Genomic DNA, 17,884 nt, shown 5'->3' with positions numbered 1-17,884 from the left:
TGCGCAACCATAACCACACGCCCTTCGGCCGGATTGTCGAAGCGCGACAACAAGGTCCCCTCAATGAACTCCTGCGCCTTGACCAGCTCGGCTTCGGAGCCGGCATCTCCGGCTTTCAGCAGGTCATCGATGATGATGTAATCGGCGCCATGACCGGTGACAGAACTTCCAATGGAGACAGCCTTACGGCTGCCTCCCTTTGTGGTGCGGATTTCTTCTGAGGTGTTGCCCTTTTTAGCCAAGACCGTTTCAGGGAACATTTCCCGGTACCAGCGCGCAGACATGATCCGACGACAATCTTCGGAATGTTTGCGCGCCAGATCCAACCCATAGCTGGCAACGATGATCTTGGCGCTGGGGTTATGACCGAGAAGATAAGCGACATATGCAACGGCCACGGTGACCGATTTCAGGCAACGTGGCGGGATGTTGATGATCAGTCGCTTGTTTTCGCCTCGACGGACATTGTCCAACTCATGGCACATGGCCCGCACATGCCAGGCCGGATCAAAGCTGCGGTCAGTTCCCTGGTGCAGCGTGCCAAACACACGCCAAACGAAGGGAAAGAAATTGTCCCGGCAAACCTCGCGAGCGGCTTGCACGACGATTTTTGGATCAGGAGTCGTCATCTTCCGCCTCCTCGTTTTCCAGATCACCGTCACCGTCCAGTTGGCTGGAAAAGAAATCCCGGAGGATGTCGTAGTCGACAGCGTCGGGCTCAACCGTACGGACGCTTTCTTGCGCGTCCAATTCACTTGCGTTGAACAGATCTGTGTCCAGCTTAAGCAGCGCCATCAACAATTTCGTGTCGCCCTTCAACGCGCCTGCCGTGAACCGCTTGGCAATTGCCTCAGCCTTGGAAATCCGGATTTCGTGGCTGCCTTCGCGAACCGTAATCTTGGTTTCCAATTCACGTTTCAAGCTGGCATTCACCCCCTTGGCACCTTTCGGCCGCCCTTTCGGATTGCCGGATCGGCCTTTTTTGAATTGGGTCGCTTTGGGCGGTTTGCCGTAGCCGACCTCATACTCTTTCGTATCGTCAGACATGACCCACCTCCTGTTCTGAAGTGGTATCGTTGGCCGCAAAACGCGCATCGAACGTCTGGCCTGTTACCGCGTGCACGGCGCTATCACCGGTCATCTCCTGCCAACGGCGGATGGCCACATCGACATAAGCCGGGTCGAGCTCAATAAGCCGCGCTTGGCGCCCGGTTTTCTCAGCTGCCAGCAGAGTCGCGCCGGACCCGCCAAAGGCGTCCAGCACGACATCGCCGCGGTGGCTCACATCCATGATGGCATCTGCAACCAGAGCTGTCGGCTTCACCGTGGGATGATCCGCGAGATCCGCCTCGCGCCCTGCCCCAAAGCTGTTCACACCGGCGTAATCCCAGACGTTGGTCCGGTTGCGCCCGTGTTTGCCCAGCTCGACGTTGTTGATGTGCGGCGCACCAGGCTTCTTGAAAATGCAAATCAGCTCATGCTTTGAGCGATAAAGGCTGCCCATGCCTCCGTTCGTCTTGTTCCAGACGCAGAGATTGATGAGGTCCAATCCAGCTGCTTTGCCCGCCGTAATCAGTTCTTCGATATGACGCCAGTCCATGCAGATCATCGCGATGCCTCCGTTCGGCAGGCAGTCAAACAACTGCGTGATCGCGCCTGAAAGAAAGCCGCGGAACTCGCTATCCGTCATTTCTCCCGACGCCATGGCAAACTCGCGGTGTTCGGCGCTATTGCCGGACCGCACATGCCCATTGACAGGCACGTTGTAAGGCGGATCGGTGAAGACTATCTGCGGGGTCTCGCCTTCCAGCAAGGTGTCGTAGCTCTGGGCTTGAAGGGCGTCCCCGCAGAAAATGCGATGATCTCCGAGAACCCAGAGGTCGCCCGGCTCCGTGACTACGGGTGCCGCAGGGTCCGGCGTCTCAACAGTTTCCGCTACAGATACCGTCACCTCACCGACGCTGTCGATAATGATGTCGATCTCCGGTGTTTCGAACCCTGTGATGTCCAGATCAAAGTTCAACTCGCCATCAAGGCTGAGGTCCATCAGCTCGGCAAATTCGATCTGCAACGCCGCTTCATTCCAGTCCGACAATTCCGCCAGCTTATTGTCCGCAATGCGCAGAGCGCGCACTTCCGCTTCTGACAAATGATCCGCGACAACAGTCGGTACGGAATTCAACCCCAGGGCCTTAGCGGCCTCATAGCGGCCATGACCCGCGATGATTGTGCCCGAACCATCCAACAGGATCGGAGTGACAAAGCCAAACTGGGCCACCGATGCTTTCAGTTTGTCGACATTCTTGGCCGCGTGCACGCGGTTGTTGTTGGCGTAGGGCTTGATCTGGCTGATCTGGGATTGGATAACTTTTTCGGCCATCCAGATAGGCGTATTGGACGCCCGAACGTCGCTGTGTGTGTTTTTGGCAGGCATAACCGCCTCCTTTTGCGTGACGCCGCGCGGACGTCGAGATGGAGGGATCGCGCTGGAAAATCGGAGAGAGCACAAATCGCAACTCCCCGGACCAATCGATCCGAGACGTTGCTCCTTTGAATGCTCTCTGCGGAAACCTGTGTTTCCAATGAGTGCTGCCTGCGGGAGCAGTTTCCCGCCCTGATAGTCCGGGCGATTAGGTCGAATGTAGGTGCCATCAATACGAGACGCAACCCCCCAAACTAAAAGTAACCAATTAAGATTGTTGACGAATAATCGGGGGTACGCCAGCAACGCCCTTCAAAACACACGCCTCAAGTAATCGCTTCAGAAAGAGCTGGACTGTTGCCGTCAACCACGCATCACTGAACCCACGCCCGAGCCATTCGGGCGCTCCTCGGTACCGGGGTTCGGCATCTAGCCAGCCCCAAATCAGAGGAGACAATACATGTCCAAGCGGAAGCAAACCAAAATTGACAAAGTGCAACACTTGTTGCGCCGCCCGAGCGGCGCCAGCCTTGAGGCGCTCTGCAAAGCAACGGGATGGCAGCCTCATTCGGTCCGAGCAGCTCTAAGCGGTCTGCGGAAAAAAGGCGTCACAATTGAACGGCGGACATCCGACAAACCAAATGGACCATCCACATATCATCTGGCGGCGGGAACTGGAGAAGCGTCATGACCAAGACGAGCGATGTCGCCGATCTCGCCGCCATGGGTCGATCGGATCTGGTCACGCTTTGGCAGCAACTGTTTGATCAACCCGCCCCCGCCATGCTCAGCCAACCCTTTCTGCGCCGCTTTATCGCCTTTGAGATGCAGTCCCGCCGTCATGGCAGGCTACCCCGCCAGGTCAAAGCCACGCTGGAAAAGGGCTCTGGGAAGAAACCCCGGCCTACATGCCCTGCCCTAAAACCCGGCGGGCGCCTGCTACGCGAGTGGAATAGTGTGACCCATGTAGTCGACGTTACAGAAGACGGCTTCACTTGGAACGGTCGGTCCTATCGCTCACTCTCGGCCATCGCCCGAGAGATTACCGGCGCGCATTGGTCAGGGCCGCGTTTCTTTGGGCTCACCGGCAAGGCGGCCAAATGAGCCCGCGCCGTAAAATCCGATGCGCCATCTACACGCGCAAGTCCTCAGAAGATGGTCTGGATCAGGACTTCAATTCGCTGGATGCGCAATATGAGGCCTGCGCGGCCTATGTCGCAAGCCAGCGACATGAAGGCTGGACCCTGTTGTCCGGGCGCTACGATGACGGTGGCCTGTCGGGCGGCACCCTAGAGCGACCCGCCCTTCAGCGCCTTCTTGAAGAGATCGATGCCGGGCGTATTGACATGGTGGTGGTCTACAAGATTGACCGGCTGACCCGGTCGCTTGCCGACTTCTCTAAGCTGGTCGACCGGCTGGAACAGGCAAACTGTTCTTTTGTGTCCGTCACGCAGGCCTTCAATACCTCATCTTCCATGGGCCGGTTAACGCTGAATGTGCTGTTGTCCTTTGCTCAGTTTGAACGGGAAGTCACCGCCGAACGTATTCGCGACAAGATTGCAGCGTCGAAGAAGAAGGGGCTTTGGATGGGTGGCAACCTGCCTCTGGGCTATGATCGCCACCCCGATCCGAAGGCAAGAACGCTGGTGGTGAATGAAGAGGAGGCCAGAACGGTCCGGCATCTCTTTGGGCTTTATGACGAGCTTGGTTGCCTGCGCAAAGTAGAAGAACGGGCAACGGCAGAAGACCTGCGGTCAAAACGGGTTGTTCGGACAGATGGCAGTGTGAAGGGGGATTGTCCGCTGTCACGGGGTCAAATCTATTACCTGCTGCGCAATCCGGTCTATCTCGGAAAAATCCGCCACAAGGATAAGATCTGGGACGGACAACATCCGGCGATCATCGATCAGGACATCTGGGACCGGGTGCAGGAAAAAATGCGACAGGCCTCCAACCGCTCGCGGGCACGCGGCGACTCCGATGCGCGCCAACACTCCACTGACCCCGGGGCCTGGCTCACCGGTCTGCTGTATGACGAAACTGGTGATCGGTTGACGCCGACCCACACCACGCGCAAAGGCCGACGGTTGCGCTACTATATCTCCAATCGACTGATCTCAGGCGGCAAGGATATCTCTGGCTGGCGACTGCCCGGCCCAGCGCTGGAAAACGCGGTCATTGATGTCATCGTCAGACATTTGCAAGACGCCGCCGCGGCGCACCAAGTACTGGCGCAGCCGGAGGCCGGGTCAGCCGAGGCAGTTCAGACTTCAGTTGCGGATTTAGTAACCCGGCTTCTAGGCCATGGCTGTCAGATCGGCGCTGCTCTTCTGGCCAAAGGCAAACTTGCACGAGGACAGATCGACCTCGAATTTAACCCCAAAACTCTGGCAAGCGCACTTGGCATCGCGGCCGATCATCTGCACCCGGATCTCACCCACGTCACCGCATCTTTCGATCTGTGCCGCCGCGGCGTCGAGGCCAAGGTCATCGCCGGAGACATGGCACCCCAACCTGATCCCCACCTCCGGTCCATGCTGATCCGCGCCCATGGCTGGGCCCGTGATCTGAAGGCCGGAGTTCAACTGATGGAGATTGCCCGCCGCGAAAGCGTCCCTGACGCCTTCATCCGCACCCGTGCTCAGCTCGCCTTTCTCTCACCAAAGATTCAAACGGCGATTCTCGACGGGAGCCAGCCGCCCGAACTCACACTCAAGCGTCTGGTCAGCGTGACCCACCCACTTGAATGGTCCGAACAGGAACGCCTGTTCGGCTTCTGACATCTCCAGCTCCTGCGTCCCTGATACAGACTTCGCCCTCCCTGATCCGGCGGAACAATTCCCTGTTCGCACGAGGAAATTCCCTGTTCCACCTTTTAGGGAATTTGCAACATAAACCTCTGAGAAACATACAGTTCTGATAGAAGAAATGACGGAAGTCAGTCCCGGTTTGCGAATATTCCCTGTAAATTGCAGGTTATCAGGGAAATCCAGCCCAAAGCGACCCCGCTAAAATGCGACACTGAGACTCGCGCCTGAATTGTCCTCTGAATGTACGGTTTGCTTCGTCTCTGATTGAAAGCGCATGCGCCAACGCGCGGGAATTGCGTAACAATTCCGGATCAGAAAATACAACTGAAGTGAGACAGGTATGAGTGGCGGGGAGACAGGGATTCGAACCCTGGGAACGCTCTCACGCCCAACGGTTTTCAAGACCGCCGCATTCGACCACTCTGCCACCTCCCCGTTGAAGGCAGGGTCTAAGGCCAAGTTTGATCAGAGGCAAGTCGAAAACGGGAAATCTTGCCGAAGACTTTTCAGCGGTCTTTCCATGACACTTCAGCCACGTTATGATCGGCGTGAAAGACCGCAACAGGCTGGCATCCAGAACCAGCAGATCGGCAGCGGGGTTCGGAAAACGAAACCCCTTCAGGCAAGGGATAAGCAGATGAAGCGAGCGATCGAGACACGCCCGGGGCCCAAGAGGCTGGCGTTTCTAGCGTTATCTTTAACGATTTTGGCCGGATGTGAAGAGGCCTTGGGAACCGCGGAAACAGCGGAAAAGCCCGACGAGAATGAGGGCAAAATCGAGCTTTTTCCCCAAACGACCAGTGAGTCGCAACGCGATGTCGAAGCGCCCAACGTGTTCGGTGTGACCGAAGCAGGGCTTTGGGACGGGCGGCCCTCGCTGGGTGGGATTTGGGTTGCGCATCCAGACGTGACCCAACCCGAGCGCGTGGTGATCAAAAACACGGCCAACAACAAATCGGTAACTGGAGCCCTGTTCCGTCGCGAACGCAACTTGCCTGGCCCGGCGCTTCAGGTTTCGTCCGCGGCAGCTGAACAGCTTGGATTGTTGGCCGGTGCCCCCACAAAACTTAGTGTTGTGGCTTTGCGTCGTGAAAAGATAGAAGAACCCCCAGCTGACGAGACCCCACAGGCCGAAGATTCCGCAGAAGAAACCGTCACAGCCTCGGCCGATACGGCAACCGATGGCCAAAGCACAGGTGATCCTGAAAAGCCTGCTAAACGCAAGTGGTGGCAGAAGAAAGAAACCGCTGTGGCCGCGGCAGGTACAACGGCTGTTGTCGCGAGTGCCGCCGGCACAGAAGATGACGCCGCAGCAGACGCAGATACCACCAGCGACTCCGCTGAGGCTTCAACATCAGCGAGTGAACAGACAGAAACCCCGGCTGAGAATCCTGCCAAACGGAAATGGTGGCAGAAGAAAGCACCAGCCGCAGCCGCTGCGGGAACCGCTGTGGCAGCGGCGGATGCAGCCACGAATGGCGCAGAAGTAACAGCCGAAGCCGCAGCTTCTGTGTCCTCTCCGGCCTTGTCGGATGCGCCGGTCGAAGCCCCGGCAGAGAAACCCGCCAAGCGGAAATGGTGGCAAAAGAAAGATCCAGCCGCGATAACTGAAACACCGCTGGATCCGATCGATGGCGCTGCCGCCGCTATTGATGCGACCGAAGCGACCCCAGCAGCAGCGGCAGCCACCACAACCGCGACTACACAACTGAGCAAACCATTTGTTCAGATCGGAACCTTCAGCGTCGAGGAGAACGCGAACTCCGCTGCTCAAAAAGTGCGCAGGAACGGCATGTCCGCAGTTGTTCGGGAACTGAAAACAGCAAATAACACCGTCTGGCGGGTGCTGGTTGGACCTGCCGCAACCCGGGCCGAACGCAAAGCCATTCAGAAGGACGTAAAAGACCTTGGCTTCAAAGACGCGTTCACCGTATCCGACTGAAACAGGGAGACGCAGCATGTTAGCCTCGATGCGCACATCCGTACTGGCCATGGGGATTGCCCTCATGGGCCTGCCCGCACACGCTTTTGATACCACAGCCCGCGCGGCTTATGTGATTGATCAGACCACCGGCACTGTTCTTCTGTCAAAAGACGCCGACCAGCCCCTGCCGCCCGCGTCGATGTCTAAGCTGATGACGCTCTATGTGGCGTTTGAAGCCCTGCGGGACGGGCGCTTGACGCTAAACGAAACCCTGCCTGTGTCTGAACACGCGATGAGCTATGGCGGCTCGACCATGTTCCTGAACACTCAGGATCGGGTCACGGTCGAAGACCTGCTGCGCGGCATCATCGTTTTGTCGGGGAACGATGCCTGCGTCGTTATCGCCGAAGCACTTAGCCCCGACGGAACCGAGGCCGGGTTTGCGCGGTACATGACCCAACGCGCGCAGCAGATGGGCATGAACAATTCCAATTTTGCCAACTCAAACGGCTGGCCTGCCGCCGGTCATATGATGTCAGTGCATGATCTGGCCGTTCTTGCGGATCGCTTGATTTCGGACTTCCCCGAATATTACCCTCTCTTCGCCGAGGAAGTTTTTGAATTCGACGGCCGCGCGCCGTCAAATGCCCGCAATCGCAACCCGCTGCTGAAGCTGGATATCGGCGCGGATGGTTTGAAAACCGGCCACACGCAAGAGGCCGGCTATGGCCTTGTCGGTTCTGCCAAACAGGGTGATCGGCGCGTTATCTTCGTGCTAACCGGCCTCGACACCACCGGCCAGCGTGCAGAGGAGGCTGAGGCCGTGGTTAACTGGTCGTTTCGAAATTTTGTCGAGAGGACAGTTGCCAACGCGGAAACGCCGATAGCCGAAGCCCAACTGTGGATGGGTAAGAAAAAGACCGTCGGGCTTGTGGCCGAAGGTGATCTGAACGTGCTGTTCCCGGTTCTGGGCACCCAAAATGTCGAGGCCGAAGTTGTGTATGACGGCCCAATCAACGCGCCAGTCCAGAAAGGCCAGCAATTGGCTGAACTGGTGATCAAGCCCGAAGGACTGCCCGAGATCCGGCGCCCGCTTGTGGCTGCCGAGGACGTGGCCGTAGGAGGCTTTGTCGTGCGGATGCTGACCGTTGGTGGCATCGTATTGAAAGATGTGATCAACAACCCGCTGGAGTCGATGTGACGAAAGCGGGGTTATTTCTGACCTTCGAAGGCATTGACGGATCAGGCAAGTCAACCCAGGCGCGCATGCTGGCGGATCGTCTGCGCGCGCAGGGACATGAGGTCGTGCTGACACGCGAACCCGGCGGCTCACCGGGGGCTGAGGAAATTCGCCGCCTTGTTCTGGAAGGCGACCCGGATCGGTGGTCGGCCGAGACAGAGTTGCTGCTGTTCACCGCAGCCCGCCGCGACCATCTGGAACGCACCATCGAACCCGCTCTTGCGGAAGGGAAAGTGGTGATTTGCGACCGTTTTGCCGACAGCACGCGGATGTATCAGGGCTTGTCACGCGGCAACCTGCGCAGTCTGGTAGACCAATTGCACAACCTGATGATCGGGCGCGAGCCGGATATGACGCTGCTGATCGATATGGATCCGGAAACGGGCTTGTCGCGCGCTAAAGGCAGGCAAGGCACCGAAGAGCGGTTCGAGGATTTCGGTCCCGATCTGCAAAAGAAAATGCGCGCGGGCTTTCTGGCGCTGGCTGATGAATTCTCGGGCCGGTTTCGCGTCGTAAATGGCAACAGAGACATGGACAGCGTTGCGCAGGATGTGACAGATATCGTTCAAGTAGCTTTGCGGTAGACGATGAGCGACGATACTCCTTCTCCGGATCAGGTGCCGGGTGCACCGCATCCGCGCGAAACCGCTCGGCTATTTGGCCAGGACGCGGCTGAACACGCATTTCTGACGGCCTACAATTCCGACAGGCTGCATCACGGTTGGTTGCTGACCGGGCCGCGCGGCGTCGGCAAAGCAACGCTGGCGTGGCGGATCGCGCGATTTTTGCTGGCCACCCCCCCGGCAGATGACGACGGCTTGTTCGGAGCGCCGCCACCGCCAGAAACGCTCGAAATTGATCCTGATCATCCGGTGTCGCATCGCATGCAGGCCGGAGCCGAACCAGGATTGGCTGTGGTCACCCGATCACCAAACGATCAAGGGCGGTTGCGCGGCGAAATTGTAGTGGACGATATCCGCAAGCTTGGAAAATTCTTTGGTCTGTCCTCGGCTGATGGTGGACGCCGGGTGGTAATTGTGGATTCGGCGGATGAAATGAACATCAGTGCTGCCAACGCGCTGTTGAAGATGCTGGAAGAGCCGCCTGCGCGCACCACACTTTTGCTCGTGTCGCACCAACCTTCGCGCTTGCTGCCAACCATCCGGTCGCGCTGCCGCACGCTGCGCCTTGGCCCGCTGAGTCCGCAGGACATGCAAACCGCCCTGTCGCAAACCGGAACAGAAGTTCCCGCCCAGACTGAACACCTGGCCGCACTTGCGGCAGGATCAGTTGGGGATTCTGTGCGGTTAATCAATCTTGGCGGTCTGGACATTTATGCCGAGCTGATCGCCATTCTGGGCACCCTGCCCCGTATGGACCGGCAACGCGCACTGGCGTTGGCCGAAGCCGCAGCACAGCGCGGTGCCGCTGATCGTTTCGAGTTGTTGCTAACGCTGATCGACGTCGCCTTGTCACGGCTGGCTTTGACTGGCGCAACCGGTACACCCCCCGTTCCCGAAGCGGCCCCAAACGAAGGTGAAACGCTGATGCGTCTTTCGGCTTCCCCCGATCAAGCCCGGCGCTGGGCAGAAGTTGCCGCGACAATCACGGCACGCGCACGGCATGGTCAGGCGGTGAACCTTGACCCTGCCGCTCTGGTCCTAGATACGGTGTTCAAGATACAGGAAACCGCCGGTCAGAACAGATGAGCGACACCCCCCAGATTACCGACAGCCACTGCCATCTGGACTTCCCGGATTTTGACGGCCAGTTGGACGAGATCATCACGCGCGCGGCCGAGGCTGGCGTGACCCGCATGGTCACGATTTGCACCAAGCTACGCAATGAACCCAGCGTCCGTGCGATTGCCGAGGCCCATGCGCCCGTCTTCTATGCCGCCGGCACGCACCCGATGAGTGCGGCGGATGAGCCGATAGCGTCGGTCGACGAACTGGTTGCCTTGGCCCAGCACCCGAAATTCGTCGGCATTGGAGAGTCTGGTCTGGACTACCACTATACCGCCGACAGTGCGGAAGTGCAGAAACAATCCTTGCGCATCCATATCGAAGCGGCCCAGCGCACTGGCTTGCCCCTGATCATTCACGCCCGCGCAGCGGATGATGACATGGCCCGAATTCTGGCCGAGGAGTATCGCAACGCACCCTATTCCTGCGTTATGCACTGCTTCTCTTCTTCTGCCGAATTGGCCAAGGCCGCGCTGGATCTGGGCTTTTACCTGTCCATGTCCGGCATCACCGCCTTCCCCAAAAGCCAGGAGCTGCGCGATATTTTCGCAACTGCACCGGTGGACCGCGTTCTGGTGGAGACCGATGCGCCCTATCTGTCCCCACCACCCTATCGTGGCAAACGTAACGAACCCGCCTACACCGCCCACACAGCCCGGAAAGGGGCTGAGGTTTTCGGCATGGACTATGCCGCTTTTGCAGCCCAGACACAGGCCAATTTTGACCGCTTGTTCACCAAGGCCGCGCTGTACAAGGCCGCTGCATGACCGGGATGCGTTTTACAATTCTGGGCTGCGGTTCCTCGGGCGGCGTACCTAGGCTGGGCGGCCAATGGGGCGACTGCGATCCTACAAACCCGAAAAACGTGCGCCGCCGCTGTTCGCTGCTGATTGAACGCGAGGGGCCGGATGGAACGACCTCGGTTCTGGTCGATACCACGCCGGATATGCGCAGCCAGTTGCTGGACTCAGGCACCGGGCGGTTGGATGGGGTGGTCTATACCCATTCGCACGCGGACCATGTGCATGGGATCGACGACCTCCGCATGATCGTGTTCAACATGAAAACGCGCGTACCCGTCTGGGCGGATGGTGACACACAGAACGCCTTGTTGGGCCGTTTCGGATACGCGTTCATTCAGCCCGAAGGATCCCCTTATCCGCCGATCCTGGACCTCAAATCCATTGATGGCCCTTTCGACATCGATGGTCCCGGTGGCCCTATTTCGCTGCGCCCGTTCAAAGTGAACCACGGCTCGATCGACTCTCTTGGATTCCGCATCGGTCAGCTTGCCTATCTGCCGGACGTTGCCGAGATTTACGACGACGCCTGGCCCGAGATGGAAGGGTTGGACTGGCTGATCATCGACGCCCTACGCCGCTCCCCGCACCCGACCCACGCGCATCTGGAAAAGACACTGGGTTGGATCGACAAGCTGCAACCGAAACGCGCGGTGCTAACCAACATGCATATCGACCTCGACTATGCCACGGTTGACGCTGAAACTCCGGACTACATCACCCCCGCTTTTGATGGGATGGTGATCCATCAGGCGCACTAGACCCCTGCCCCGCGCCATCGCAATACCGCAATACGCGCGCCGCATGGGGGCCATATGCTTCAGAGCCTGATCGATGTCATTCTTCCGGTCTTTCTGGTGATCGGTGCCGGGTACACGGCAACTCGGACAGGCTATTTCAAACAAGAGCATGTCGATGGGTTGATGAAATTCACCCAAGGCTTTGCGATCCCCTGCCTGCTTTTTCTGGCCATCGCACACCTGGACCTTAGCGCCAGTTTCGACCCCCGGCTGCTGGCGAGTTTCTATTCCGCTGCAGCGTTGTGCTTCACCGTGGGCCTCTTTGGAGCACGGATCATTTTTGGCCGAGACTGGGAAGACTGCGTCGCTATTGGCTTTTGTTGCTTGTTCTCCAACTCGGTCCTGCTGGGCCTGCCGATTACCGAGCGCGCCTATGGCCCCGAGAACCTGACAGGCAACTACGCGATTATCGCCTTCCATTCTCCGTTTTGTTACGGCGTTGGGATCACGGTGATGGAGGTCGTGCGCAATCGCGGCAACGGCGGTGTACATATGGCACGCTCGGTTCTGTCCGCAATGTTCAAGAACGCATTGATCCTGGGAATTGCGCTTGGTTTTCTGGTCAACCTGACAGGTTTGGTCATCCCTGCGGTGGTCGACGAAGCCCTTGGGCTTGTCACCCGCGCGGCTTTGCCGGGCGCGTTGTTTGCTTTGGGCGGGGTCTTGGTCAAATACAGACCGGAAGGCGATCTGCGTACCATTGGTTTCGTTTGCTGCATCTCGCTGATGGTCCACCCCAGCCTAGTGTGGTTACTCGGAGCATCTACTGGCCTGCCACAGGATCTGTTCCGATCGGGTGTGTTGAATGCTGCAATGGCGCCGGGCTTTAACGCATATATCTTTGCCAATATGTATGGCCGCGCCAAACGCGTTGCCGCTTCATCCGTCCTGATCGGAACAGCGACGTCCATTCTGACCGTCTGGCTTTGGCTGACCCTTCTGGGTTAACTGTGGTGTTGACTTCAGGTCGTGCCGTAACACTTATCGCAGAAAACAGCGGGAGTACCGAATGTCACACGCCATTATTGTCGCCCATGGCCAGCCTTCCGAACCGGATCCGGCAGAAGCGGCACTGGCTGCTTTTGCAGCCAAGGTCGACGCGTTGACAAGCTCTGTGACCGTTCATTCGGCAACACTTGCTAAACCCGGCGCGCTAGAGGCGCAACTGGACGGCCTACCCGAAAACACAGTGATCTATCCGCTTTTCATGGCAAAGGGCTGGTTTGTGACCAGTGCCTTGCCGAAACGGGTCGGGGACCACGCCGCGCGAATTCTTGACCCTTTGGGCATTGACCCCGATCTGCCCACGCTTACTGCGCAGGCGTTGCATGCAAAACTGCGGGAACGGAATTGGAAAGCTTCGACAACTGACCTGGTGATCGCGGCGCACGGGTCAGGCCGCAGCCGCAACCCTTCGGCGGTGGCCAACGAATTTGCAAGACAGCTTGGCACGCAAGTTGCCTTCCAATCCATCCGCGTTGGTTTTGTCGAAGAACCGCCCTCGATTGCCGAGGCAGCACACGATGCGTCAGATCAGGCGATTTGCCTGCCGTTCTTTGCCTGTACCGGCGGGCATGTCCTAGAGGACGTCCCCGATGAGCTGGCGCGCGCCAAGTTTAACGGAACCGTTATGCCCGTCGTCGGGGAGCTTGCACCCATCCAGCACCAAATTGCAAAAAAGGTGACTGAGGCGTTCGCGTCAGTCTAACGCTCAGGGTCGCGCGTTGGTCAGTGTCGAATACAAACGATGACAGGACCGACCGTCGCGTTTCGCTTGGTACAACGCTAAATCAGCGGCATGCAGAATATCCGCCGCTTTAAGCACTTGGAACTGAGTGGACAAAGCGGTGCCAATACTGGCTGACACACTGCATTTCTGGTTTTGAAAAAGCATTGGTTCGTTCAAACGCTGGATGAGGCGGCCTGCAATTGCCTCCAACGTGTCTTCCCGCGTCAGGCCTTTAAAAACAATAACAAATTCGTCTCCTCCGACACGGGCAACCGTATCGTTATCGCGCGTTTCTTCAAGCATGATGCGGGCCGCTTGCTGTAAGACGAAATCACCTGCCGCATGGCCCAGCCTGTCATTCACGGATTTGAAGAAATCAAGATCCAGATGCATCAGAGCAAAAGCCGAATTTGCAGAGATCATATGTGCCAGCACGTGATCCATGGCCCTACGGTTTTTTAATCCGGTTAGTGTGTCGGTGTAAGCCTGCTCTTCAGCCGCCAGCATGGCGCCTTGAAGCCTCAGGTTTAGCGACCTCGACGCCTCCATTGCGGCAGATTTGGCCTCGACCAGATAAAGTAATTCAATCGCAAGGTCGGTACCTGAGAAATCCGCACTTGTCAGCGCGTAGTCCCGCACCGCATCCAGAATTGAAATTCCGAATGACAGGTTGATGACAGCGCCACCAGAATGCGGCAATGGGGCGACCAACCCCTTGAGTGCAGTTCGGGGCTCATCATGGAATTTCAGGTGCAGTTTCGCCCTGGCCATCGACATCAATGCCGGAATGGTTGTGACTGTTCTGGGACGGATCAGTTCAAAAACGTCCAGAAACCCTTGGCCCACCAGCTGCAAGTCTGGTCTCAGTTTTTGCAGGGTTGGACCGGCTTGTTGAATACACCCGTTTTGGTCCACCAACAGAAACATCGGGCAAAGCGTTTCCAGCAGACTGACAAGCTCGCGAGGATCTGTCATCCGGTCCGAGCCCCCAAATCAAAATGCCGCCCTTCTGCAAAAGCGCTTTCAACCAGCATTATGGAAATGACTTCGCTGTCTTGCTGTTGTCCCTCATGAGACAACATAACCAACGCTCCGTAGTCGTCGGCCATGGCACGCAGAACACCGACCATCACGCTGGAATAACCAGACAAACCCGGGAAGCAAAACAGTTGGTATTCTGTTGTCGAAAGCTCTCTCAATTCTAGGGCCGGTAGGGTCAAATCGGACACTGCCAACCTCACCCGGTCAGCTAGATCGTCAAGGGAATGAAGAAACTCCACATAACTGACGCCACCAAATCTAAGCAGACGGCGCAACCCTTCCATATTCGGGTGGGACACAAGGTAAGTCCCCACATCCTCAAGAATTTCCGCCCTAGGTCGGTTCAGTTCACCGCTGAGCGCGTCCAATACTCTAGCCGTTACGTCATCGTCATAGACAAGCATGGCTTCGAATTCGACAAATCCAAGCTGCGCAGTCTCGGCCACGCGCACCCAATAGGGTTGCCCATAGGTTGCGCAGACAAAAGACTGTATCGCCCGATTGATCAGACCATGCATTGGAAACCCCAATTTGGTGTTCCCTGCACTCTGGGCTGAAAAGTCTTAACAAATAGCCAAAATCCACCCTAAGTTGTAGCGAATTCAATCGGGTATCACTTCGACACTTGCTGCCTGATCAGAAATCTGTCGGCGCGCCGCCCTCAGCTTTGCGACGCTCAACAAAGGCAGCCAATTCCTCGCGAATGGCTTCATCCATCGGCGGTGCCTCAAAGCTCGAGATGATCTCCTTGAACATGTGATGGGCGCGTTCAGCCGTCCAGATGCCGCCAGCGACCTCCCACCCTTCATAGTTTTTCCAATCACTCAGAAAGGGTTGATAGAATGCAGTGGTATAACGGTCCTGCGTGTGCTGAATGCCGAAGAAATGACCGTCATTGCCAACTGCGCGGATCGCATCAAGCGCGATCTCGTCGGGACCGGTAGCCGTCAATTCTGGGTTCATATAGCGTTGAATTTGTTGCAGGATTTCACAATCCATGATGAACTTTTCCGGGCTTGCTATCAGGCCGCCTTCCAGCCATCCAGCCGCATGATAGACCATATTGGTGCCCGATTGAACGGACGCCCAAAGCGAGTTCGAGGTTTCCCAAATAGACTGTCCATCGGGCACGTTTGCGGCACAAACGCCCGAAGACCGCATCGGCAAGCCATAGAAGCGCGCCATCTGTCCGGTCATCTGGGTCGAGCGCATGTACTCTGGTGTTCCAAAAGCCGGCGCGCCGGATTTCATATCCACATTCGACGTAAAAGTTCCGATGACGCAGGGAATCCCCGGGCGCACATATTGGAACAAGGCGATCGCACACAGCGCTTCGGCCAATGACTGGGCCACAGCACCTGCCATTGTCACCGGTGCCATCGCCCCGGCCAGAGTAAAGGGTGTCACCACAATCGCCTGCCCGCGCCGTGCCAGCCGAAGGCAGCCATCGATCATCGGATGATCATGCTTTAGCGGCGAAGTCGAGTTGATGTTGGTGTACACGCGCGGGGTGGCCTCGAACTCTTCGTGGCTCAGGCCGCCAGCGATGCGCACCATTTCCATCACGTCCTCGACACGTTCCTTACCCAAAGAATAGGCATGCATGGCTTTGTCGGTCAGCGTCAGCTTGTCATAAAGCACGTCCAGATGCCGTATGCTGGCGTGGATATCGACTGGTTCAACCGGGTATCCACCCGCGAAATGGATGCAGTTGAAGTACTGCGTCAGTTTCAGAAGATTCCGGCACATCTCGCGGTTTCCGGGCACCTTCTTTCCGATTTCCATGTCCCAATAATTCGGCGGCGACGAGACATTGCCGAACAGCATGTTCTTTCCACCGATCTCGATCTTGCGATCCGGATTACGTGGCGTGATGGAAAATTGACTCGGGGCTTTCGCAATCATCTCCATGACAAAGTCGCGCCCCATGCGCACATTGTCACCTTCGATGGTGCAACCCGCCTTACGCAGGATGCCTATTGCCTCTTCGTTGTAAAATTCGATCCCGATCTCTTCAAGGATACGCATGGCCCCTTCATGGATCGCTTCGATCCCGGCCTGGTCCAACGGTTCTGTCGGACGGTCGATATTGACCGGCGGATTCCAAGGCATCTGGTCAATCACCGCACTTCCTCTGCGTGCGGCAGCCCCTGCGCGTCCTCCGCCGCGACGCTTGCGTGTTGGTGTCTCGCCCATCGTTGCCTCCGTTCCTGCGTTAAACAAGCAAGCCCATGAGACACGATTCTCGCCGCTCCGTCTACGACAGGAAATGTCGGTTTTTTATCTCGGATGGTCGATTGCCAACTTAACCCAATTGGTTTTTCGCTAGCCATTCGGGTATATGTCCAATGTCCGGCAAGACCACATCTGCCATTGGGGCCAGCACTTCTGCCTCGGCCAGACCTGTCAAAACCCCTATGGTTGTCATCCCCGCGGCACGCCCGGCTTGTAGGTCATGGAGGCTGTCCCCCACCATCGCAACCCGCGAAGGGTCAACGCCGACATGCGCAGCAAAGGCCAATAGCTGTCCGGGCCCCGGCTTAAATCCATGGCCGCTGTCATATCCAGCTATGAAATCGAAATGTTCGCTGATCCCTGCCGATTCCAGATGCTGCATCGCAGGATGTTCACTGTCATTGGTTGCAACCCCCAGCTTCAGCCCTGCCTTATGCAAGCCCTCTAGAAACGGGACCAGCGGAACAGCCGGGGACTGAGGGGCTGCGGCGGCTTCGGCATTCATCACATCCACGATCTCTTGAACGGTCATGGTATCCACATGTGCAGCCAACACATCGGCGATTTCTTCGACAGTCGCGGCGATCACAATACTGTCTTCGGCATATCGCTCTTGCTCAAGATCATAACCGATAAGGCGCCCAAGCCCGGCGGCTCGTTCTTTGTCACCATCTGTCAAGCGCAGCAGTAAACTGCGGCCAAAGCCACCCCATGTGTTGGCAAAATCAAACAGCGTACCATCTTTATCGAAGACGATTGCATCTATCGGCATCAGGTGCTCCAGCGGAAGAGGATTTCAGGTCCAATGAATGTCAGCGCCGCCGGATAAAACCGCTCTTGCCTGGGCAGGCAGATCATAGGCGATCGCATTGGCGTCACAAAACGCCATGACCCACGAATCGTCAAGCACCAGAAAGTCCATTACCGACGCCAGAAAATCCGGGTCCCCGGCGCGATCGCGCACATCTTCGATTGATGCACCCGTCGAACCCAGAAACACCGGCAAAAGCTCGTCATTTCCAACCAGCCAGCCCAGAGCCGTCAGGGCGAGTGTTTCCGCGGAATCAGATGATATTGGCATAAACTGTGCTCAGATCCAGTCATGGAAAGGGTTTATTAACCAGACTCATAAACACTT

18 protein-coding genes, 1 tRNA gene and 1 pseudogene are annotated in these 17,884 nt (G+C 57.3%); 11 read left to right on the top strand and 9 right to left on the bottom strand.

The window, feature by feature from the left end; all coding sequences use genetic code 11:
• The 3 genes and pseudogenes from GOV91_RS11510 to GOV91_RS11500 all read right to left on the bottom strand — a co-directional run.
• Nucleotides 1-629 (bottom strand): annotated as a pseudogene (locus GOV91_RS11510) (terminase); the annotation flags it as partial.
• Nucleotides 616-1,047: a DUF5681 domain-containing protein gene (locus tag GOV91_RS11505; RefSeq protein WP_093964947.1), complete on the bottom strand. Its 432-nt coding sequence runs from the start codon at nt 1,045-1,047 to the stop codon at nt 616-618. The pseudogene GOV91_RS11510 and the gene GOV91_RS11505, both read right to left, overlap by 14 nt.
• On the bottom strand, nt 1,040-2,434 hold the full coding sequence (locus GOV91_RS11500) for a DNA methyltransferase (RefSeq protein ID WP_245223230.1): 1,395 nt from the start codon (nt 2,432-2,434) through the stop codon (nt 1,040-1,042). Before GOV91_RS11500 ends, GOV91_RS11505 begins: the two co-directional genes overlap by 8 nt.
• Nucleotides 2,435-2,882: 448 nt before the next feature.
• Here GOV91_RS11500 and GOV91_RS22905 point away from each other — a divergent pair, with 448 nt between their 5' ends.
• The 3 genes from GOV91_RS22905 to GOV91_RS11485 are packed head-to-tail and all read left to right on the top strand — an operon-like array spanning nt 2,883 to nt 5,202.
• Nucleotides 2,883-3,113, top strand: a complete 231-nt coding sequence (locus tag GOV91_RS22905; protein WP_093964945.1) for a DUF3489 domain-containing protein — start codon at nt 2,883-2,885, stop codon at nt 3,111-3,113.
• Nucleotides 3,110-3,526, top strand: a complete 417-nt coding sequence (locus GOV91_RS11490) for a DUF2924 domain-containing protein (RefSeq protein WP_093964944.1) — start codon at nt 3,110-3,112, stop codon at nt 3,524-3,526. The genes GOV91_RS22905 and GOV91_RS11490 overlap by 4 nt, the downstream gene beginning before the upstream one ends.
• Nucleotides 3,523-5,202, top strand: a complete 1,680-nt coding sequence (locus GOV91_RS11485) for a recombinase family protein (protein ID WP_093964943.1) — start codon at nt 3,523-3,525, stop codon at nt 5,200-5,202. The genes GOV91_RS11490 and GOV91_RS11485 overlap by 4 nt, the downstream gene beginning before the upstream one ends.
• 375 nt (nt 5,203-5,577) lie before the next feature.
• Here the strand turns inward: GOV91_RS11485 and GOV91_RS11480 are convergent.
• Nucleotides 5,578-5,667: transfer RNA gene (locus GOV91_RS11480), tRNA-Ser, on the bottom strand.
• Nucleotides 5,668-5,869: 202 nt separating this feature from the next.
• Between GOV91_RS11480 and GOV91_RS11475 the strand changes: the two genes are divergently transcribed.
• The 8 genes from GOV91_RS11475 to GOV91_RS11440 all read left to right on the top strand — a co-directional run bounded on the left by GOV91_RS11475 (nt 5,870) and on the right by GOV91_RS11440 (nt 13,449).
• The gene (locus GOV91_RS11475) at nt 5,870-7,174 is read left to right on the top strand and encodes an SPOR domain-containing protein (protein ID WP_171235598.1); all 1,305 of its coding nucleotides are present in this window, start codon (nt 5,870-5,872) and stop codon (nt 7,172-7,174) included.
• Between the two features lie 16 nt (nt 7,175-7,190).
• The gene (locus tag GOV91_RS11470) at nt 7,191-8,357 is read left to right on the top strand and encodes a D-alanyl-D-alanine carboxypeptidase family protein (RefSeq protein ID WP_171235597.1); all 1,167 of its coding nucleotides are present in this window, start codon (nt 7,191-7,193) and stop codon (nt 8,355-8,357) included.
• Nucleotides 8,354-8,980, top strand: coding sequence for a dTMP kinase (gene tmk, locus GOV91_RS11465; RefSeq protein WP_171235596.1), 627 nt, complete (start codon nt 8,354-8,356; stop codon nt 8,978-8,980). Before GOV91_RS11470 ends, tmk begins: the two co-directional genes overlap by 4 nt.
• A gap of 3 nt (nt 8,981-8,983) precedes the next feature.
• Nucleotides 8,984-10,105 carry a DNA polymerase III subunit delta' gene (locus GOV91_RS11460; RefSeq protein ID WP_171235595.1) on the top strand — a complete coding sequence of 374 codons (1,122 nt, stop codon included), beginning with the start codon at nt 8,984-8,986 and terminating at the stop codon, nt 10,103-10,105.
• Nucleotides 10,102-10,908, top strand: a complete 807-nt coding sequence (locus GOV91_RS11455; RefSeq protein ID WP_171235594.1) for a TatD family hydrolase — start codon at nt 10,102-10,104, stop codon at nt 10,906-10,908. The genes GOV91_RS11460 and GOV91_RS11455 overlap by 4 nt, the downstream gene beginning before the upstream one ends.
• Nucleotides 10,905-11,702: an MBL fold metallo-hydrolase gene (locus GOV91_RS11450; RefSeq protein ID WP_171235593.1), complete on the top strand. Its 798-nt coding sequence runs from the start codon at nt 10,905-10,907 to the stop codon at nt 11,700-11,702. The genes GOV91_RS11455 and GOV91_RS11450 overlap by 4 nt, the downstream gene beginning before the upstream one ends.
• 54 nt (nt 11,703-11,756) lie before the next feature.
• Nucleotides 11,757-12,689 (top strand): AEC family transporter, encoded by a 933-nt coding sequence (locus GOV91_RS11445; protein ID WP_171235592.1) that lies wholly within the window; start codon nt 11,757-11,759, stop codon nt 12,687-12,689.
• A 61-nt stretch (nt 12,690-12,750) separates the two neighbouring features.
• Nucleotides 12,751-13,449 carry a CbiX/SirB N-terminal domain-containing protein gene (locus GOV91_RS11440; protein WP_171175102.1) on the top strand — a complete coding sequence of 233 codons (699 nt, stop codon included), beginning with the start codon at nt 12,751-12,753 and terminating at the stop codon, nt 13,447-13,449.
• A gap of 3 nt (nt 13,450-13,452) precedes the next feature.
• Here GOV91_RS11440 and GOV91_RS11435 read toward each other — a convergent pair whose 3' ends face one another.
• From GOV91_RS11435 to GOV91_RS11415, 5 genes are all read right to left on the bottom strand, one after another.
• Nucleotides 13,453-14,445 (bottom strand): GGDEF domain-containing protein, encoded by a 993-nt coding sequence (locus tag GOV91_RS11435; RefSeq protein WP_171235591.1) that lies wholly within the window; start codon nt 14,443-14,445, stop codon nt 13,453-13,455.
• On the bottom strand, nt 14,442-15,029 hold the full coding sequence (locus GOV91_RS11430; protein WP_171175113.1) for a heme NO-binding domain-containing protein: 588 nt from the start codon (nt 15,027-15,029) through the stop codon (nt 14,442-14,444). Before GOV91_RS11430 ends, GOV91_RS11435 begins: the two co-directional genes overlap by 4 nt.
• Nucleotides 15,030-15,147: 118 nt before the next feature.
• Nucleotides 15,148-16,707 carry a trimethylamine methyltransferase family protein gene (locus GOV91_RS11425; protein ID WP_171175116.1) on the bottom strand — a complete coding sequence of 520 codons (1,560 nt, stop codon included), beginning with the start codon at nt 16,705-16,707 and terminating at the stop codon, nt 15,148-15,150.
• Between the two features lie 109 nt (nt 16,708-16,816).
• Nucleotides 16,817-17,518: an HAD family hydrolase gene (locus GOV91_RS11420; RefSeq protein ID WP_171175118.1), complete on the bottom strand. Its 702-nt coding sequence runs from the start codon at nt 17,516-17,518 to the stop codon at nt 16,817-16,819.
• A 24-nt stretch (nt 17,519-17,542) separates the two neighbouring features.
• Nucleotides 17,543-17,827, bottom strand: coding sequence for a DUF3572 domain-containing protein (locus GOV91_RS11415; RefSeq protein WP_171175120.1), 285 nt, complete (start codon nt 17,825-17,827; stop codon nt 17,543-17,545).
• Nucleotides 17,828-17,884: the final 57 nt, after the last annotated feature.

This window comes from Ruegeria sp. HKCCA6837 (assembly GCF_013034475.1).
In the GTDB taxonomy this organism is placed as follows: domain Bacteria; phylum Pseudomonadota; class Alphaproteobacteria; order Rhodobacterales; family Rhodobacteraceae; genus Ruegeria.
This window is presented reverse-complemented; position numbering and strand designations above follow the sequence as displayed.

What these genes read in the sequence shown, in the direction of transcription:
- GOV91_RS11505 (WP_093964947.1), bottom strand. Translation starts at nt 1,047, where the DNA reads ATGTCTGACGATACGAAAGAGTATGAGGTCGGCTACGGCAAACCGCCC.
- GOV91_RS11500 (WP_245223230.1), bottom strand. Translation starts at nt 2,434, where the DNA reads ATGCCTGCCAAAAACACACACAGCGACGTTCGGGCGTCCAATACGCCT.
- GOV91_RS22905 (WP_093964945.1), top strand. Translation starts at nt 2,883, where the DNA reads ATGTCCAAGCGGAAGCAAACCAAAATTGACAAAGTGCAACACTTGTTG.
- GOV91_RS11490 (WP_093964944.1), top strand. Translation starts at nt 3,110, where the DNA reads ATGACCAAGACGAGCGATGTCGCCGATCTCGCCGCCATGGGTCGATCG.
- GOV91_RS11485 (WP_093964943.1), top strand. Translation starts at nt 3,523, where the DNA reads ATGAGCCCGCGCCGTAAAATCCGATGCGCCATCTACACGCGCAAGTCC.
- GOV91_RS11475 (WP_171235598.1), top strand. Translation starts at nt 5,870, where the DNA reads ATGAAGCGAGCGATCGAGACACGCCCGGGGCCCAAGAGGCTGGCGTTT.
- GOV91_RS11470 (WP_171235597.1), top strand. Translation starts at nt 7,191, where the DNA reads ATGTTAGCCTCGATGCGCACATCCGTACTGGCCATGGGGATTGCCCTC.
- GOV91_RS11460 (WP_171235595.1), top strand. Translation starts at nt 8,984, where the DNA reads ATGAGCGACGATACTCCTTCTCCGGATCAGGTGCCGGGTGCACCGCAT.
- GOV91_RS11455 (WP_171235594.1), top strand. Translation starts at nt 10,102, where the DNA reads ATGAGCGACACCCCCCAGATTACCGACAGCCACTGCCATCTGGACTTC.
- GOV91_RS11450 (WP_171235593.1), top strand. Translation starts at nt 10,905, where the DNA reads ATGACCGGGATGCGTTTTACAATTCTGGGCTGCGGTTCCTCGGGCGGC.
- GOV91_RS11445 (WP_171235592.1), top strand. Translation starts at nt 11,757, where the DNA reads ATGCTTCAGAGCCTGATCGATGTCATTCTTCCGGTCTTTCTGGTGATC.
- GOV91_RS11440 (WP_171175102.1), top strand. Translation starts at nt 12,751, where the DNA reads ATGTCACACGCCATTATTGTCGCCCATGGCCAGCCTTCCGAACCGGAT.
- GOV91_RS11435 (WP_171235591.1), bottom strand. Translation starts at nt 14,445, where the DNA reads ATGACAGATCCTCGCGAGCTTGTCAGTCTGCTGGAAACGCTTTGCCCG.
- GOV91_RS11430 (WP_171175113.1), bottom strand. Translation starts at nt 15,029, where the DNA reads ATGCATGGTCTGATCAATCGGGCGATACAGTCTTTTGTCTGCGCAACC.
- GOV91_RS11425 (WP_171175116.1), bottom strand. Translation starts at nt 16,707, where the DNA reads ATGGGCGAGACACCAACACGCAAGCGTCGCGGCGGAGGACGCGCAGGG.
- GOV91_RS11420 (WP_171175118.1), bottom strand. Translation starts at nt 17,518, where the DNA reads ATGCCGATAGATGCAATCGTCTTCGATAAAGATGGTACGCTGTTTGAT.
- GOV91_RS11415 (WP_171175120.1), bottom strand. Translation starts at nt 17,827, where the DNA reads ATGCCAATATCATCTGATTCCGCGGAAACACTCGCCCTGACGGCTCTG.